The following is a 16,266-nucleotide window of genomic DNA, read 5'->3' as shown; positions in this document are numbered from 1 at the left end:
TCCGAACTACCAACGGAGCGGGTTGAGGTGTGCCTATAAGACACGCGGCGAAAAAGCCTGTCAAACGCTTTTGAACGGTTTTTTAGTATCTTATGGTTATTTTTTATAGTTCTGTTATTCCATTTTCCACCATGGTTGTAGTCGCTAATTTCACACGGCTGAACTTCCCTGGCGCGCCGTCAGTCAGCTACTTGAACTCACGGATTTAAGGCTGGGTGAGCAATGCGTATCTCGTTGGAGCAACAAGTGGCCCTGGTGACAGGCGCCAGTTCCGGAATCGGTGCCGGCGCGGCGAAGGCCCTGGCGCAGGCCGGCGCGGCGGTGGTGCTGAACTACAACGCCAAGGCGGCGCCCGCCGAGGCCCTCGCCGCGCAGATCAATGCCGGCGGCGGCCGGGCGATTGCCATCGGTGCCGACGTATCCCAGGAAGCTGATGTGCAGCGGATGTTTGCACAGGCCCTGGATGCGTTCGGCCACCTGGACATCCTGGTGGCCAACTCAGGCCTGCAAAAGGACGCCAACCTGGTCGACATGAGCCTGGACGACTGGAATACAGTGATCGGCGTCAACCTCACCGGCCAATTCCTGTGTGCCCGCGAAGCCGTGCGCATCTTCAATCGCCAAGGCGTGCGCGAAGGCGTGTCACGGGCCGCGGGCAAAATCATCCACATGAGTTCAGTGCACCAGTTGATCCCCTGGGCCGGGCATGCGAACTACGCGGCGTCCAAAGGCGGCGTGGAGATGCTGATGCGCACCCTCGCCCAGGAAGTCAGCGAGCAACGCATCCGCATCAACGGCATTGCGCCGGGGGCGATACGCACCGCGATCAATCGCGCGGCCACCGAAGGGGCGGCGGAGCAGGAACTGCTCAAGCTGATTCCCTACGGACGCGTGGGCGATGTGGAGGACGTGGCCAACGCCGTGGTATGGCTGGCCAGCGATGCCTCCGATTATGTGGTGGGCAGCACGCTGTTCATTGACGGCGGCATGAGCCTTTACCCGGAGTTTCGTGGCAATGGTTGATTTGAACAACGAACCACAGAGTGCCATCGATGCCCACGGCATTATCGGCGACATGCGCAGCGCCGCACTGGTGAATGATAAAGGCAGCATCGACTTCTTCTGCTGGCCTGAATTCGACAGCCCGTCGATCTTCTGTTCGTTGCTGGACACCCCCGAGGCCGGCATTTTCCAACTCACCCCGGACCTGCCCGACGCGCGCCGCGAGCAGATCTACCTGCCCGACACCAATGTGCTGCAAACCCGCTGGCTGAGCGACCAGGCCGTGGTGGAGATTACTGACCTGCTGGCCGTCAGTGAGGAAATCGATGACCTGCCCCTGTTGATCCGCAGGGTGCGGGTCGTCAGTGGCAAGGCCCAGTTTTATCTGCGCTGCGCGGTGCGCCACGATTACGCGCGCACGCCTACCCACACCAGCCTCGACAACGGCACGGTGTGCTTCAGTGCCGAAGGCCAACCGGGCCTGCGCCTCTCTGGCAGTCACCCGTTGCAGGTCAAAGACGGCGCTGCCGTGGCGAGCTTCGCCCTGGACGAGGAAGAAGGTGCCGAGTTCGTGCTGGGCGGCCAGGAGGATCAACGCGTAGACGGCGGCTGCACCGACCTGGCGCTGGCCCACACCGTGAAATTCTGGCGCGGCTGGATCGGCCAATCGAACTACCGTGGACGCTGGCGAGAAATGGTCAACCGTTCAGCCCTGGCGCTGAAACTGCTGACGTCGCGCAAACACGGCGCGATCATTGCCGCCGCCACCTTCGGCCTGCCCGAGGCGCCCGGCGGCGAACGCAACTGGGATTACCGTTACACATGGATCCGCGACGCCTCGTTCACCGTCTATGCCTTCATGCGCCTGGGTTTTGTCGAAGAAGCCAACAGCTACATGCGCTGGCTCAGGGGCCGTGTGAGTGACTGTTGCGACCAGCCGACGCGGATCAATATCCTGTACGGTATCGACGGTCGCCAGAAGCTGCCTGAAGCCGAGCTTGACCATTTCAAGGGCCACGGTGGGGCCCGGCCCGTGCGCATCGGCAACGAGGCATTCGATCAGATCCAACTGGACATCTACGGCGAGCTGATGGATGCGGTGTACCTGGTCAACAAGTACGGCGAAGCAATCTCACACGAGGGCTGGAAACACACCGTGGAAGTGGTCGATCAGGTCTGTGAAATCTGGAATACCCAAGACGTGGGCATCTGGGAAATGCGCGGCGAGCAGCATCATTTTCTGCATTCGCGCCTGATGTGCTGGGTCGCGCTGGACCGCGCCATCCGCTTGGCGTCCAAGCGCTCACTGCCGGCGCCGTTCGCGCGCTGGGACCAGGCCCGCCAGGCGATCTACGCCGACATCTGGAGCAACTTCTGGAACGAAGAACGCGGGCATTTCGTGCAGTACATCGGCAGCACGGCACTCGACGGCTCGATGCTGCTGATGCCGTTGGTGCGCTTCGTCGCGGCGACCGACCCACGCTGGCTGTCGACCTTGCAGGCCATCCAGAAAAACCTGGTGCGCGACGGCATGGTCTATCGCTACCGCAACGAGGGCCAGATCGATGGCCTGCAAGGCACCGAAGGCGCTTTTGCGGCCTGTTCGTTCTGGTACGTCGAATGCCTGGCCCGCGCCGGGCAAGTGGAGAAGGCTCACCTGGAGTTCGAACAACTGCTGCGCTATGCCAACCCACTGGGCTTGTATGCCGAAGAGTTCGACAGCCAGGCCCGCCACCTGGGCAACACGCCCCAGGCGTTGAGCCACTTGGCGTTGATCAGCGCGGCGACGTTCCTGGACCGCAAACTCAGCGGGCAGAAGACGACCTGGCAACCCTGATGCCGCCATCGCGGGCAAGTCGAATCGTCGCACCGCCGCTCCCACAAGGGATCTGATCGTTCCTACGCTCCGCGTGGGAATGCCGCCTGGGACGCTGCGCGTCCCGCTGACACCTCGATGTATACAGGTGACGCAGAGCGTCACGGAATGCATTACCACGCGGAGCGTTGGAACGATCGATAGCGATAATGGCCCCCATCCCGTCAGGGTTTGCGGTAGAGTTTCAACACCTCCGGCCAGCCGAAAGCGCCTACCATGACCCTGACCGCTCCGCTGCTTCACGTGCGCACCTCCATGCTCGATGTGGCTTATGAAGCCCACGGCCCAACCGGCGGTGAGCCTGTGATCCTGCTGCATGGCTTTCCCTACGACCCACGCGGCTATGACGCGATTGCGCCAGTACTGGCCGGGCTTGGTTACCGCGTGCTGGTGCCATACCTGCGCGGTTACGGCCCGACGCGGTTTATCAATGCCCAGGTAATGCGCTCCGGGCAGCAGGCGGCGTTGGCCAAGGATTTGCTGGAGTTCATGGATGCATTGGCGATCCCGCAAGCCACCTTCGCCGGGTACGACTGGGGTGGGCGCGCCGCCTGTATCGTCGCGGCGTTATGGCCTGGGCGGGTACGCGGGCTGGTGACCGGGGACGGCTACAACATCCAGGACATCGCCCAGTCGACCAAGCCACGGGCACCGGCGACGGAACATCGATTGTGGTATCAGTACTACTTTCATACCCAGCGCGGTGTCGATGGGTTGACCGCCAACCGCCGCGAACTCTGCGCCTTGCTGTGGTCGCTGTGGTCGCCGTCCTGGGCCGAAGGGCCTGGGCTGTATGGGCAGACGGCGCCGTCATTCGATAACCCGGATTTTGTCGAGGTGGTGATCCATTCCTATCGTCACCGTTTCATGTACGCCCCTGGCGACCCGGCGCTGGAAGCCATCGAGCAGGCCCTGGCATTGCAGCCGGTGATTTCGGTACCGAGCATTTCTTTGTGCGGTGCCGATGATGGCGTGGGCCCGCCGCCCGACGTGGATGATGATGTGGAACGGTTCAGCGGTTTTTACCGGCGGCAGGTCCTGCCCGGCGTGGGCCACAATATTCCTCAGGAGGCGCCGCAGGTGACCGTGGCGGCCATCCTTGAGTTACTCGCTGGCGCTTAAGGCGCTGCCGCGAGCCTGAAGCTGAACACGCTGCCCTGCCCCGCCACGCTCTCTGCCCAGAGCGTGCCGCCATGGGCCTGGATAATCCCATGGGAGATATACAACCCCAGGCCACTGCCGGTGGGGTTGCCTTCGCGGGACGTCCAGTAGCGTTCGAAAATGTATGGCAATTGCGCCGCACCGATGCCCGCGCCGTTATCGCACACGCGAAACAGCACGTGGTCGTCCGCCGCCTGGGCGATCACCTCGATCGCGCCGCCCAGGTCCGTAAACTTCAGCGCATTGCCGAGCAGGTTGGAAAACACCTGGAACAGCCGCTCCGGGTCGGCCTGGACGCGCAGCCCAGGCTGGGCCCGCCAGGTCAGGTTGATGCCCTTGGCCGCCGCCAGCGGGTGCCACATCAAGCCAAGCTGGTCGAGGGTCGCGTTTACTTCCAGCGATTGCAAGGCAACCTGATAGCGCCCGGCCTCGATACGCGAAATGTCGATCAAGTCTTCCAGCAAGGTGTTCATGCGCGATGTGGCGTTCTGCATGGTTTCGATGGCGGTGGCCATGCGCAGGTTGGCCTTGGTGTCGTCGACGGGCACCAGCTTGCGCATCATGCCGCATTGCATCAGCAGGATCGTCAACGGGCTGCGCAGGTCGTGGGAGACCACGGCCACCAGCTCGTCACGGGCACGCACGGCCGCATGCTCGCGCTGCACCTGGCGCCCCAGGTCAAGCTCCAGGGCGTGGCGGCGCAGACTCTCTACCGCCTGCAGCACGGAGGCAGACCATTGCAGCGCCTTGCCATCGACCTGCTGCTTCCACAGTTCAAACGACAGCCGCGGGCTTGAGGTGCCGGCCCCGGCATCCTGATGCTTGATGGGTTGGCCACTCCAGTTCACCGTGGATTTCAGCTCGGGGCGAAACCACATCACGGCATTGTTAACCGGTTTAGGCAGGCGAATGGCCAACAGTCCGCTGGCGATCGCCTGATAGGCCGCCGCCGCGGGGAAGTCCACAGCCAGTTGGTGACTGGACACTACGCCCTTGCCCTGTTGCTGCACCCAGGGATAAAGGGCGCGAATTTCAGCTTCGGCCGGGCAGGCCCCGAAGCAGTGCAGGCGCTCCTCCACCAGAATCGCCAGGCCATGGGCACCAGTCAGGTCCAACAGGGTTTGCGCATGAGGCAGCAAGCTTTCCATCACATCAAGCGTGTCCCCGGCCATGGCGCTGGCCAACGCGTCGATCATCACGGTTTTTTCCTGCTGCTGGCGACGGGCTTCCTGCTCCTGGAGCAAGGTGATCTGCATCGACAGCAACTGGCCGATGCTGCTGCAGGCCGTGCGCAACTCATGGGGCACACGCAACGGCTCGCGGTGACCGCAGGTGATCAGGCCCCAGAGCTGATCGTCCTTGAGCAGGGAAATACTCATGGATGAGCGCACGCCCATGTTTTTCAGATAAAGGCAGTGCACCGGCGAGACGCTGCGCAGCACCGCGAAGCTGAGGTCGAGCGGGCGACCGTTATCGGGGCGCAGCGCCGGCAAGATCGGCACCGGCTGGTAGGCGGCATCGGGAATCACACGGATCCAGTTGAGCCGGTAAAGCTCGCGGGCCTGGGGCGGGATGTCCGAGGCAGGAAAACATAGGCCCAGGTAAGGCTGCATGCCGTCACTCAGGGATTCGCCGATCACCTTGCCGTGCCCCTCCTGTTCGAAGCGGTACAGGGTGACGCGGTCGTAGCCGGTCAATGCGCGGATCTCGGTGACGCAGGTCTGGTACAGCCCATCGAGGCTCTTCGCCGACTGCAGGCGGCGCAGGGTTCGGGCAACGTGCAGGGCAGCGGCATGCCGGGGTGACACGGCGCGCTCCAACTCCAGAAACAGCAAGCCCTGGTGGCGATGCAGCAACGCGTCGAACAGGTCGCCGTTGAGCGTCACTTGATGCAACTCGTCTTCATCGGCATCCAGGTCCGCCAACGCCAGGCGCACCTGAGCCAGTGCGTGCGCGCCGATCAGACTGCCCAGCGCCTGGCCGGACAGCGGCGCGGCGCCCAGGCCCAGCTCGGTATTGACGTTGGTGCTGGCCTGCAGCACCACGAGCGCCGGTTCACTGAGCGTCAGCAGCAACCCATGGGGCTGGATCGAACCGGGAATGTGGATAGGCTCGCTGGCGCAATCGTCCCGCAGGGGATCGGCGCTGATCGCAGGCATTGGCTTCATGAGCAGGGTTACGCCGGGGGGGCGAAGGAAAAAGCGGTGCAGTCGGGGGCGATCACTGCGCAAGATAGTCGGCCAACATAGCACCTTGCTTCAGCGGTGTACGTTTTCGTTCAAGCCGGGTGGCAAAAGCGTTCGCGGTAGGCCTGGGGCGTAACGTCCAGGGCGCGAAGGAAGCTGCGGCGCAGGGTTTCCTCGCAACCGAACCCACACTGCACGGCGATACGCTTGATCGACGCGGTGCTGTCAGCGAGTTGCCGGCGCGCGGCTTCGACGCGCATCAATTCGACCGCTCGCGCCGGGGTCTGGCCGGTTTCGGCGCGGTAGTGGCGCACAAAGCTGCGCTCGCTCATGCCGGCCTGGGCGGCCAGGGTCGGGATGTTCAGATCCAGGCTCAGGTTTTCCGCAATCCAGGCATGGAGTTCTGCGAAGCGGCTGTCATCTTTTTGCAGGGACAGGGTCACACTGAATTGCGACTGGCCACCGGGGCGCTTTAGAAACACCACCAGGTGCCGCGCCACCTCCAGGGCCACGGCGCGGCCCAGGTCTTGCTCCACCAACGCCAGGCACAGGTCGATGCCTGCGGTGACACCGGCGGACGTCCAGACGGCGCCCTGCTGGATGAAGATCGGGTTGGACTCCACCGTCAGCGAAGGAAACTTGCGCGCCAGTTCGTCGCAACGCGTCCAGTGGGTGGCCACGCGGCAGCCGTCGAGCATGCCGCTGGCGGCCAGCAGGAACGCGCCGGTGCACACCGACGTCATGCGGCGGGTGTGCCTGGCTTTTTCACGCACCCACTCCACCAGCGCCGGGTCTTCAGCCGCGCCGTACACTCCCCAGCCGCCGGCGATCACCAGGGTGTCGCACGGCGCATCAACGGCAGGCAGCGGCTCGGCCACCAGGGCCAGGCCGGACGAGGTCATCACCGGCTGCGTTTGCGCGGCAACCACCGAAACGGCATAGGGCAAGGGTTCACCGCGTTGGCGCGCCAAGTCGTTAGTGGAGGCGAATACCTGCAACGGCCCAGTCACATCGAGCACCTGGGCGTTATCGAAAGCGAGTACATGGACGATTTTGGGCATGATTGGCGCGATTCGTGGGCTCAATGGCGTATTCGCCAAAGCCTAAGCCCCTAGAGTGGAGCCGTCCACCCCTTTGAAGGAGCGCTATTGATGACCTTGCAGATTGGCTTTGTGTTGTTCCCCGGCATCCAGCAACTGGACCTCACCGGCCCCTATGACGTCCTGGGCTCGCTGCCGGACGTGAAGTTGCACCTGGTGTGGAAAGACCTGGAACCGGTCACCTCCAGCACCGGCCTGGTGTTCACCCCGACCATGACCTATGCCGATTGCCCGCGTCTGGATGTGATCTGCGTGCCCGGTGGGTCCGGCGTCGGCGCGCTGATGGAAGACCCGCTCACCCTGGACTTTCTCAAGACCCAGGCACAGACCGCGCGTTACGTGACGTCGGTGTGCACCGGCTCGCTGGTACTGGGCGCCGCGGGCTTGCTGCGCGGGCGCAAGGCGACGACGCACTGGGCCTACCACGACCTGCTCGCCCCGCTCGGCGCGATCCCGGTGCAGGAGCGCGTGGTGCGTGACGGCAACCTGCTGACCGGCGGCGGCATTACCGCAGGCATCGATTTTGCCCTGAGCCTGGCGGCGGAGCTGTACAGCGAAGCGGCGGCGCAACTGGTGCAATTGCAGATTGAGTATGCCCCGGCGCCGCCGTTCAATTCGGGCCGCCCCGACACCGCGCCCCGGCATGTGCTGGAAGAAGCCAATAAGCGCAGCGCCGACTCGCGCCGAGTACGCGGTGAGATCGTTGCACGCGCGGCTGCACGGTTGGGTTGATATTGCAAAACACCACAGGCGAATGTGTACGTCAGGTGGGGCGCGACATCAGCGCGAGGCGCACAGCCAACACCGTCAGCACCGCCGCCAGGCCCCACTTCTGCAACCAGGCGCTGTTTGAGCGCCTGGCAAAGAAACGGCTGAGTGCGCCGCCAAACACGCCCAAAACCCCATGGAACACCGTTGCAATCAAGGTCAGCACGCCCCCCAGCAGCATCAACTGCACCGCGATGGAGCCCGCCTGGGGCCGCACGAACTGCGGCAAAAACACCACGAAAAACAGCAATGCCTTGGGGTTGAGCAGGCTGTTGAGCATGGCTTGAACGAACACGCGGCCCAACGGCACGCGGTTGACACCCGCCGCGTCCATTCCAGGTTTTTTCTGCAAGGTTTTGAACACCAGCCACAGCAGGTACACCACGCCCGCATAACGGATCAAGTCGAACGAAGGCGGCCAGCTGGCGACCAACGCCGTCACGCCGGTGGCCGTCAATGCCGTCAACAGCACGTCGGCCACGCTGATACCCAAGGCCGACGCCACGCCGCCGCGCCAGCCGTGGGTCACGCCATGGCTGATGACAAAGGCCATGTTCGGCCCTGGGGACAACAGCAACAGCAGCACCGCACCGGAAAAAACCGCCAGGGTCGCAAGGTCGATCATGCTCAAGCCATCCACCGGGAAAGCAGCAGATTAATCGGCCTGCGCGGTGCGGACAAAAAATTGTGCTGGATACATTGCCCCTGAGCAATTGCTCATTGCTACAGCCTGCGTCTAGAATGCGAAACATTATCAATTAAGACGGCTGCGCCAGGATGCCCATGTCGAGCGATCACCCTCTGGACCCTGCCGCCATCGGCCAGCTGTATCACGCCCATCACTCCTGGCTGCGCGGCTGGTTGAGCCGACGCACCGGTTGCCGTGAACACGCCGCCGATCTGGCCCAGGAAACCTTTGTGCGCCTGCTCAACGCGCGCAAACAGCAGACCTTGCAGCAGCCGCGCGCGTACCTGAGCAGCATCGCCCGCAGCCTGATGATCGACCAATACCGACGCCGCGAGCTGGAACGCGCCTACCTGGAGAGCCTCGCGCACTTCCCGCAAGTCGAAACGCCGTCGGAAGAAACCCGATTGCTGATCCTCGATAGCCTGGAACGCATCGACCGCCTGCTCGACCAACTCAAGCCACGGGTGCGCGAAGCTTTTTTGCTCGCGCAACTGGACGGCCTGACCTGCGCACAGATCGCCCTGCGCCTCGGCGTGTCCAAGGCCACGGTGGAGCGCGACCTGTCCAAGGCGCTGCACGCCTGCTATCGGTTGCGTTATGTCGACAGTTGACCCACGCCTGGTGAACCAGGCCATCCAGTGGATGATCACGCTGCGCTTCAACGTCGCCGACGACGCCAGCACCGCCGCGTTCGAGCGCTGGCTGCAGACCAGCGCCGAACACCAGCAGGTATGGCAGCGGGTGGCGACGATGAACGACGATTTCAGCCAGTTGCCGGCCCAGGTCGGTCGACATGCGTTGCGCGGGGCGCGTCAACGCATCAGCCGTCGCGAAGGCTTGAAACTGCTGGGCCTGTTTGCCGGGGCCGCCGGCTTGACCTGGCTCGGCCGCGACTACACCCCCCTGCCCGCCCTGATGGCCGACTACCGCACCGCGACCGGCGAGCGGCGCTGGGTGACGTTGGACGACGGCAGCCGGATCCTGCTCAACAGTGCCAGCGCCTTCGACATAGCCTTTACGCCAGAGCGGCGTCTGGTGCAGTTGCGCCAGGGTGAAATGCTGGTGAGCACCGGTGCCGACAATCGGCCGTTCTGGGTACAGACCCGCGACGGTTACCTGCGCGCGCTCGGCACGCGTTTGCTGGTGCGCGAAGAAGCCCAAGCCACCCTGCTCGCGGTGCAACAAGGCGAAGTGGCGGTATTTACCAACAGCCATGCCAGCAATGCGCGCCAAGTGCTCAAGCCCGGCGAACAGGTGCTGTTCAACCGCAGCGGCATTCGCCCGGCCATCGCCAACGGCCTAGATCCCTGGGCCTGGAGCGAAGGCGTGATCACTGCGCAAAACATGCGCCTGGACGATTTCCTCAGCGAACTGGGCCGCTATCGCAATGGCCTGCTGCGTTGCAGCCAGGCGATAGCCGGATTGCGGGTGTCGGGCACTTATCAATTGGACGACACCGATCAGGTGCTGGGCCTGGTTGCGCAGTCACTCAAGGTCGATGTCACTTACCGCAGCCGTTATTGGGTGACGGTTTCACCACGCGTGTGATTTTTCAAAAAATAAATGAGGTGAATTCTCATTGCCGCTCGACCTGTAAGGAAAGGCCGATCAACAGGCCGGTTCTGTCCACTTCCTTCAGGAGCATCCCGCGGTCATGCAAGCGTTCCCCTTCCCCCGTTTTCCCCTCTTGCGTGCGGTGCAGGCCGCCTTGCTCAGCGCCTGCCTGAGCTACGCAATCGCCCCCGTGGCCGCACCGGCCGAAACGCTGGCGAGTGACGCCCAAGCCCATGACTGGAGCATCGCTGCCGGTGCCCTGGCCAATGCCCTTGATCAATTCGCTCGCCAAGCCGGCATCAGCCTCTCGTACGACGCTACCAGCGTCGCCGGTAAAACCAGCCCAGGCTTAAGTGACCGCCTCGATGCCCGGCAGGCACTCGAGCAGCTGCTGCGCGGCCAGGGCCTGCAAGCCCAGCGCCAGGGCGACAGCGCTTGGTTGTTATTGCCGCAAGTGGCCGACGCCGGCGCGCTGAACCTGGGCGCAACCCTGATCAGCGGCGAACGTCTGGGCGCGACCACCGACGGCACCGGTTCCTACACCACCGGCGCGGTCACCATCGGCAAGGGCGAACATAGCCTGCGGGAAACCCCGCAATCGGTGAGTGTGATGACTCGCCAGTTCATGGACGACCAGAACGTCACCACCATCGATGACGTAATGGAACGCACGCCCGGCATTACCACCTACGAATCCCCCATGGGCGGCAAATATTTCTATTCCCGGGGCTTCAAGATGCTCGGTCAGTACCAGTACGACGGCGTGCCCCTGGACATGGGCAAGGACTACGTCCAGGCCGACAGCTTCATTGCAAACATGGCGATTTATGATCGGGTTGAAGTACTCAAAGGCGCCGCCGGCATGCTCAAGGGTGCCGGCACCGCCAGCGGCGCGGTGAATTTCGTGCGCAAGCGCCCACAGGCCAAGCCCACCACCAGCCTGTCATTGTCGGCCGGCACCTGGGACAACTATCGCACCGACTTCGACACTGGCGGCCCGCTGAATGACAGTGGCACACTGCGCGGCCGCGCAGCGGTCAGCCAGCAGGACCGAGGCTCCTACATGGACATTGCCAAGCGCCAGGACCGGGCATTCTACGGCGCGCTCGATGTCGACCTGACGCCGGACACCACCCTGGGCTTCGGCGCCAGCTATGAAGACGTCGACGCCACGCCTTGCTGGGGTGGCCTGCCGCGCTACGCCGACGGCAAAAGCGCCAAGCTCAGTCGCTCGACCTGCCTGGGCCAGTCCTGGAATGACTGGCAAAGCCGGCGCACCACCTTTTTCGCGGACATTACTCACCACTTCAACGATGACTGGAAGCTCAAGGTGGCGGCGGTACACAGCCGCAACCTGCAAGACACCAAATACGCCGCCAGCGAAGGCACCATCAACTACGGCGATCCGGCGCCAACGGCTAACTCCTACGCGGCGCTGATGGACTACGATCACAAAGACTTCGGCCTCGACGCCTACGTGGACGGCAAGTTCGAAGCCTTTGGCCTGGAACACGAACTGATCCTCGGCGCCAACGGCAGCCGTGGCACCCAGGACGATGTGTATGCGATCCAGAATCTGCCCAGGCGCCAGAGCATCTACCAACCCGACCACCACTTCCCGGAACCGGGCAACAATTCCTTCTGGCCGAACATGTACCGCGGTGGCACGGTCAAGGAAACCGCGACCCAGTATGGCACCTACGCCACGTTGCGCCTGCGCCTGGCCGAGCCCTTGATGTTCATCGCAGGCAGCCGTGTGAGCTGGTACGAGAACCGGCGCCAGTCCAACAACCTGGCTTGGGGCGAATGGGCACCACAAGACGCGCGGACCCGGGAAACCGGCGAAGTCACACCCTTCGCTGCGCTGATCTACGACCTCAACGAACACTGGTCGGTGTATGCCAGCTATGCGGATATCTTCCAGCCGCAAAGCGCCTACGCCACCGCCGACGGAGCAGCGCTCAAGCCGAAGATCGGTGACAACTACGAGCTGGGGATCAAGGGTGAATGGTTCGACGGGCGCCTCAACAGCTCCCTGGCATTGTTCCGCGCCATCGAAAAAAACGGCGCCGAAACCGATTTCCTGAGTTTCTGCCCGACCTCCGCCGATGGCTATTGCTACACCGACAAAGGCAAGGTGCGCGCCCAAGGCATGGAGGCCGAAATCAGTGGTGAAGTGCTCGATAACCTGCAATTGTTCGGCGGCTACACCTACACCCAGACCCGTTCCCTGAACAACCAGGACAGCACCAAGGAAGGCGGCGTTTCCAACACTTACGTGCCTCGCCACATGCTGCGCTTGTGGGGTGACTACCAGCTCGACGGTGCGCTGTCGAAATGGAGCGTCGGCACCGGGGTCAACGCGCAAAGTAGCAACTATCGCGTGCAGACCATCAAGCTGGAACAGGCCGGCTACGCGACGTGGAGTGCACGCGTGGCATACCGCATCGATGACATCTGGACAGTGGCGCTCAACGGCAACAATTTGTTCGATAAAAACTATTACAACACGGTCGGCACCGCTTCTTGGGGCAACTTCTATGGCGAACCGCGTAATTTTACAGTGAGTTTGAAAGGCAACTTCTGATCAAGCGAAACCCCCGGCGGCAGGGCACTTAGTGCGACACTGCCGTCCCTTCCCACGCCGTTTCCAGCGCGCTTTTAAAAAAGGTTTCTTCTTTAAGCAGGAAAAATTTCACATTTGTTCCTACACTCAAAAAAACACCCCCACCCCCGAGTGCCAGGACAAGGAATGTCAATAAAATGCCGCAAAAAAGACCACAAAACCTATCTACCATGCCGCTTGCGCACCATCGTCAATTTGTTGACTGAGCGCAGGCAGCTAACACTCCTTTAGTCACGCCCTCCGCAAAATCCCTTCAAATGGATAGCTGTAGCTGGATTGTGCATTGGGATTGGAAAGTTGCGTATTACCCAGAAGTAGTCGTTCGACCCAGGTTCTAAAGCAGCCCGCTGTTTTATGAACAAACACTCGAACAGAGAAGTCTGGAGTGCAATGAGGGATGTTTTATGCGAGAGAAGTCGCCCGTCGACAGCTTGTTTCTAACACGCGCCGGTTTTGTTGAGTTCTTTGTTGTTTTCGTCAAGTTGATCCATGGCCTCTCGGCCATTTTACCCCCGCTGGTCCTGGTGCTTTTCCTGGACCCGATAGCCCCTGAGCTGCGCACCCATTTCTTGGGTCTGCTGGTGTTTTTTGCGGCGCTGACCATCATTCTGTTCCAGGCGCTGGGCATCTATTCCGAAGAATTGTTCAGCAACCGGCTGCGCCTGAAAACCAAGATCAAAGCCTGGTCGGCGGCGTTTTGCATCCTGCTGTTTATGTACCAGATCCTGCAGATGTTCCCGCAGTTGACGCCGCGCAACCTGGTGACGTGGTACGTCGCCAGCCTGGCGCTGTTCTGCCTGGAACGGCTGTTGATGCTGCGCCTGTACCGCAAGCTGATGCGTGAAGGCAAATACCTGCAACGCACGGTGATCCTGGGTTTTACCGACACCGCCGTGCACGTGGCCGATCACCTGCTGCGCAACGGTGATATCCGTTCCGGCCTGGTCGGTTTTATCGACGACCGCACCGAGCGCATTCCCAAGGAACTGAGCAACCTGCCCCTGTTGGGCAACACCCGCGACCTGGAAAAACTGATCCGTGCCCAGCAGGTGAACCAGGTGATGATCTGCCTGCCTTGGGCTGCCGAGCAGCGCATCCACGGGCTGGTCAACCGCCTGCGGCAGTTGTCGGTGAACGTCATGCTGGTGCCGGACATGGCCGCGCTGCGCTACGGCCACAGCAAAATCACCGATGTGGGCGGCATTTTGATGTTCAACACCTCCCAGTTGCCGCTGCGCGGCTGGTCGCCGGTGATCAAACGCTGCGAGGATCTGCTGCTGGCGAGCCTGGCGCTGGTGGCGCTGTCACCGGTCATGCTGGCGACGGCGATCGCGATCAAGCTCGACTCCAAGGGCCCGGTGCTGTTCCGGCAGAACCGCTACGGCTACAACGACAACGAAATCCGCGTGTTCAAGTTTCGCTCGATGTACACCGACCAGAGCGACTTCAGCGCCGAGCGCCAGACCACCCGCGAGGACCCGCGCATTACCCGGGTCGGTCGCATCATCCGCAAGACCAGCATCGATGAGCTGCCGCAGCTGTTCAATGTGCTGCTGGGCAACATGTCCATGGTCGGCCCGCGCCCGCACGCCACCGCGACCAAGGCGGCAGGCGTCCCCTTTGAAGTGGCGGTGAGCGAATACAGTTCGCGACACCGGGTCAAGCCGGGCATCACCGGCTGGGCGCAGATCAACGGTTACCGGGGCGAGACCGACACCCTGTTCAAAATCCAGAAACGTGTCGAGTACGACCTGGAATACATCTCCAAGTGGTCGGTGTGGTTTGACTTGTACATCGTCTTCATGACAGTTCCGGCCGTCCTTTCCACCAAGGAAGTCTATTGATGAATACACTCAACGGATTGATTCCCTGCATCATTTCCGGTGGTTCGGGCACGCGGTTGTGGCCGGTGTCCCGGCAGAACATGCCCAAGCCGTTCATGCGCATGCGCGATGGCGTGAGCCTGCTGCAAAAAACCTTCCAGCGCGCCGCCAAGCTGCCTGGGGTGGAGAGTGTGTTGACGGTGACCAACCGCGACCTGCTGTTTCGCACCCTGGATGACTATCGCCTGGTCAACAAGGCCCACCTGCCCCTGGACCTGCTGCTGGAGCCGTTCGGCCGCAACACCGCAGCGGCGATTGCAGTGGCGGCGCTGCATGTGCAGGAACATTTCGGCGGCGATGCGCAGCTGCTGGTAATGCCCGCCGACCATTTGATCCTCAATGAAGTGGCGTTTGCCGAGGCCGTCGCCCAGGCCCGCGACCTGGCCGAAGCCGGCTACCTGGTGACCTTCGGCATCCAGCCGGACCACCCGGAAACCGGCTTTGGCTACATTGAGCAAGGCGACAAGCTGGGCACGGGCAACCGGGTCAAACGCTTCGTCGAAAAACCTGACCTGGCCACCGCCCAAGACTACCTTGATGGCGGCAAGCACCTGTGGAATGCCGGCATGTTCTGCTTCAAGGCCAGCACCCTGGTAGACGAGTTGGCCACCCATGCGCCCGATGTACTGGACGCCGCCCGTGCCGCGCTGGACCACAGCCAGAGCCTGCAGAACAAAACCTCGCGCCAGCGCGAACTGGATTCGGACGCCTTCGGCAGCGCGCCGGATATTTCCATCGACGTAGCCTTGATGGAAAAGTCCGGGCAGGTCGCCGTGGTGCCCTGCGACATTGGCTGGAGCGACATCGGCTCATGGGAAGCCCTGCGCCAGCTCACCCCCAGCGACGCCCATGGCAACCAGGTCAATGGCGAAGCGATCTTGCATGACGTGCACAACTGCTACATCGACTCGCCCAAGCGCGTCCTGGGCGCCGTGGGCGTGCGTGACCTGATCATCGTCGACACCCCCGACGCGCTGCTCATCGCCGACGCCCATCGCAGCCAGGATGTGCGCTACATCGTTGCCGAGCTCAAGCGCCAGAACCATCCGGCATACAGCCTGCACCGCACCGTCACCCGGCCATGGGGCACTTATACCGTGCTGGAGGAAAGCAGCCGCTTCAAGATCAAGCGCATCGTGGTCAAGCCCCAGGCGTCGCTGTCGCTGCAGATGCACCATCACCGCAGCGAACACTGGGTGGTGGTCAGCGGCGCGGCGCAGATCACCAACGGCGAGCGCGAATTTTTGATCAACGCCAACGAGTCCACCTACATCCCCGCCGGGCACAAACATCGCCTGACCAACCCCGGCATCATCGACTTGGTGATGATCGAGGTGCAGAGCGGCGAATATCTGGGCGAGGACGACATCGTGCGCTTCGACGACATTTATGGCCGCGCGCCGGCTGAAGTGAAGAAATAAT

At 62.4% G+C, this 16,266-nt stretch carries 12 protein-coding genes; 9 read left to right on the top strand and 3 right to left on the bottom strand.

Translation table 11 applies throughout. The annotated features are described in order from the left end of the window. The first annotated feature begins 222 nt into the window (after window positions 1–222). The 3 genes from H0Z09_RS23540 to H0Z09_RS23530 all read left to right on the top strand — a co-directional run bounded on the left by H0Z09_RS23540 (window position 223) and on the right by H0Z09_RS23530 (window position 4,000). Window positions 223–1,023, top strand: coding sequence for a glucose 1-dehydrogenase (locus H0Z09_RS23540; RefSeq protein WP_186693896.1), 801 nt, complete (start codon window positions 223–225; stop codon window positions 1,021–1,023). Continuing rightward, window positions 1,016–2,839: a glycoside hydrolase family 15 protein gene (locus tag H0Z09_RS23535; RefSeq protein ID WP_186693894.1), complete on the top strand. Its 1,824-nt coding sequence runs from the start codon at window positions 1,016–1,018 to the stop codon at window positions 2,837–2,839. The genes H0Z09_RS23540 and H0Z09_RS23535 overlap by 8 nt, the downstream gene beginning before the upstream one ends. Before the next feature lie 255 nt (window positions 2,840–3,094). Continuing rightward, complete coding sequence (locus tag H0Z09_RS23530; RefSeq protein WP_186693892.1) at window positions 3,095–4,000, top strand: alpha/beta hydrolase; 906 nt, start codon at window positions 3,095–3,097, stop codon at window positions 3,998–4,000. Here the strand turns inward: H0Z09_RS23530 and H0Z09_RS23525 are convergent. Continuing rightward, entirely contained in the window at window positions 3,997–6,207 is a 2,211-nt protein-coding gene (locus H0Z09_RS23525) for an ATP-binding protein (protein WP_186693889.1), read from the bottom strand. The two genes, H0Z09_RS23530 and H0Z09_RS23525, sit on opposite strands and share 4 nt — an antisense overlap. A 110-nt stretch (window positions 6,208–6,317) precedes the next feature. Continuing rightward, a complete protein-coding gene (locus tag H0Z09_RS23520) occupies window positions 6,318–7,286 on the bottom strand; it encodes a GlxA family transcriptional regulator (protein WP_186693887.1) in 969 nt (322 codons plus the stop codon). 90 nt (window positions 7,287–7,376) lie between these two features. Here H0Z09_RS23520 and inhA point away from each other — a divergent pair, with 90 nt between their 5' ends. After that, entirely contained in the window at window positions 7,377–8,057 is a 681-nt protein-coding gene (gene inhA / locus H0Z09_RS23515; protein WP_186693884.1) for an isonitrile hydratase, read from the top strand. Window positions 8,058–8,088: 31 nt separating this feature from the next. Here inhA and H0Z09_RS23510 read toward each other — a convergent pair whose 3' ends face one another. Then, window positions 8,089–8,718 carry a LysE family translocator gene (locus tag H0Z09_RS23510; RefSeq protein WP_186693882.1) on the bottom strand — a complete coding sequence of 210 codons (630 nt, stop codon included), beginning with the start codon at window positions 8,716–8,718 and terminating at the stop codon, window positions 8,089–8,091. A gap of 158 nt (window positions 8,719–8,876) precedes the next feature. On the opposite strand from H0Z09_RS23510, the gene H0Z09_RS23505 reads away from it, so the two are divergent. The 5 genes from H0Z09_RS23505 to H0Z09_RS23485 all read left to right on the top strand — a co-directional run bounded on the left by H0Z09_RS23505 (window position 8,877) and on the right by H0Z09_RS23485 (window position 16,265). Beyond that, on the top strand, window positions 8,877–9,392 hold the full coding sequence (locus H0Z09_RS23505; RefSeq protein WP_186693880.1) for a sigma-70 family RNA polymerase sigma factor: 516 nt from the start codon (window positions 8,877–8,879) through the stop codon (window positions 9,390–9,392). Next, window positions 9,379–10,329 carry a FecR domain-containing protein gene (locus tag H0Z09_RS23500; protein ID WP_186693878.1) on the top strand — a complete coding sequence of 317 codons (951 nt, stop codon included), beginning with the start codon at window positions 9,379–9,381 and terminating at the stop codon, window positions 10,327–10,329. Before H0Z09_RS23505 ends, H0Z09_RS23500 begins: the two co-directional genes overlap by 14 nt. Before the next feature lie 106 nt (window positions 10,330–10,435). Further along, window positions 10,436–12,922 carry a TonB-dependent receptor gene (locus H0Z09_RS23495; RefSeq protein WP_186693876.1) on the top strand — a complete coding sequence of 829 codons (2,487 nt, stop codon included), beginning with the start codon at window positions 10,436–10,438 and terminating at the stop codon, window positions 12,920–12,922. 443 nt (window positions 12,923–13,365) lie between these two features. Further along, window positions 13,366–14,805: an undecaprenyl-phosphate glucose phosphotransferase gene (locus H0Z09_RS23490; RefSeq protein ID WP_186693874.1), complete on the top strand. Its 1,440-nt coding sequence runs from the start codon at window positions 13,366–13,368 to the stop codon at window positions 14,803–14,805. Continuing rightward, the gene (locus H0Z09_RS23485) at window positions 14,805–16,265 is read left to right on the top strand and encodes a mannose-1-phosphate guanylyltransferase/mannose-6-phosphate isomerase (protein ID WP_186693872.1); all 1,461 of its coding nucleotides are present in this window, start codon (window positions 14,805–14,807) and stop codon (window positions 16,263–16,265) included. The genes H0Z09_RS23490 and H0Z09_RS23485 overlap by 1 nt, the downstream gene beginning before the upstream one ends. Window position 16,266 lies beyond the last annotated feature (1 nt).

The sequence above is a fragment of the Pseudomonas sp. SWRI18 genome (assembly GCF_014268345.1).
GTDB classification, from domain to species: Bacteria; Pseudomonadota; Gammaproteobacteria; order Pseudomonadales; family Pseudomonadaceae; genus Aquipseudomonas; species Aquipseudomonas cedrina.
Note: the sequence above shows the minus strand (reverse complement) of the source record. Positions and strands in the feature narration are given on the sequence as shown.

Bases quoted from the DNA above. Each gene is read 5' to 3' on its own strand.
- H0Z09_RS23540 (WP_186693896.1), top strand. From the start codon at position 223: ATGCGTATCTCGTTGGAGCAACAAGTGGCCCTGGTGACAGGCGCCAGT.
- H0Z09_RS23535 (WP_186693894.1), top strand. From the start codon at position 1,016: ATGGTTGATTTGAACAACGAACCACAGAGTGCCATCGATGCCCACGGC.
- H0Z09_RS23530 (WP_186693892.1), top strand. From the start codon at position 3,095: ATGACCCTGACCGCTCCGCTGCTTCACGTGCGCACCTCCATGCTCGAT.
- H0Z09_RS23525 (WP_186693889.1), bottom strand. From the start codon at position 6,207: ATGAAGCCAATGCCTGCGATCAGCGCCGATCCCCTGCGGGACGATTGC.
- H0Z09_RS23520 (WP_186693887.1), bottom strand. From the start codon at position 7,286: ATGCCCAAAATCGTCCATGTACTCGCTTTCGATAACGCCCAGGTGCTC.
- inhA (WP_186693884.1), top strand. From the start codon at position 7,377: ATGACCTTGCAGATTGGCTTTGTGTTGTTCCCCGGCATCCAGCAACTG.
- H0Z09_RS23510 (WP_186693882.1), bottom strand. From the start codon at position 8,718: ATGATCGACCTTGCGACCCTGGCGGTTTTTTCCGGTGCGGTGCTGCTG.
- H0Z09_RS23505 (WP_186693880.1), top strand. From the start codon at position 8,877: ATGTCGAGCGATCACCCTCTGGACCCTGCCGCCATCGGCCAGCTGTAT.
- H0Z09_RS23500 (WP_186693878.1), top strand. From the start codon at position 9,379: ATGTCGACAGTTGACCCACGCCTGGTGAACCAGGCCATCCAGTGGATG.
- H0Z09_RS23495 (WP_186693876.1), top strand. From the start codon at position 10,436: ATGCAAGCGTTCCCCTTCCCCCGTTTTCCCCTCTTGCGTGCGGTGCAG.
- H0Z09_RS23490 (WP_186693874.1), top strand. From the start codon at position 13,366: ATGCGAGAGAAGTCGCCCGTCGACAGCTTGTTTCTAACACGCGCCGGT.
- H0Z09_RS23485 (WP_186693872.1), top strand. From the start codon at position 14,805: ATGAATACACTCAACGGATTGATTCCCTGCATCATTTCCGGTGGTTCG.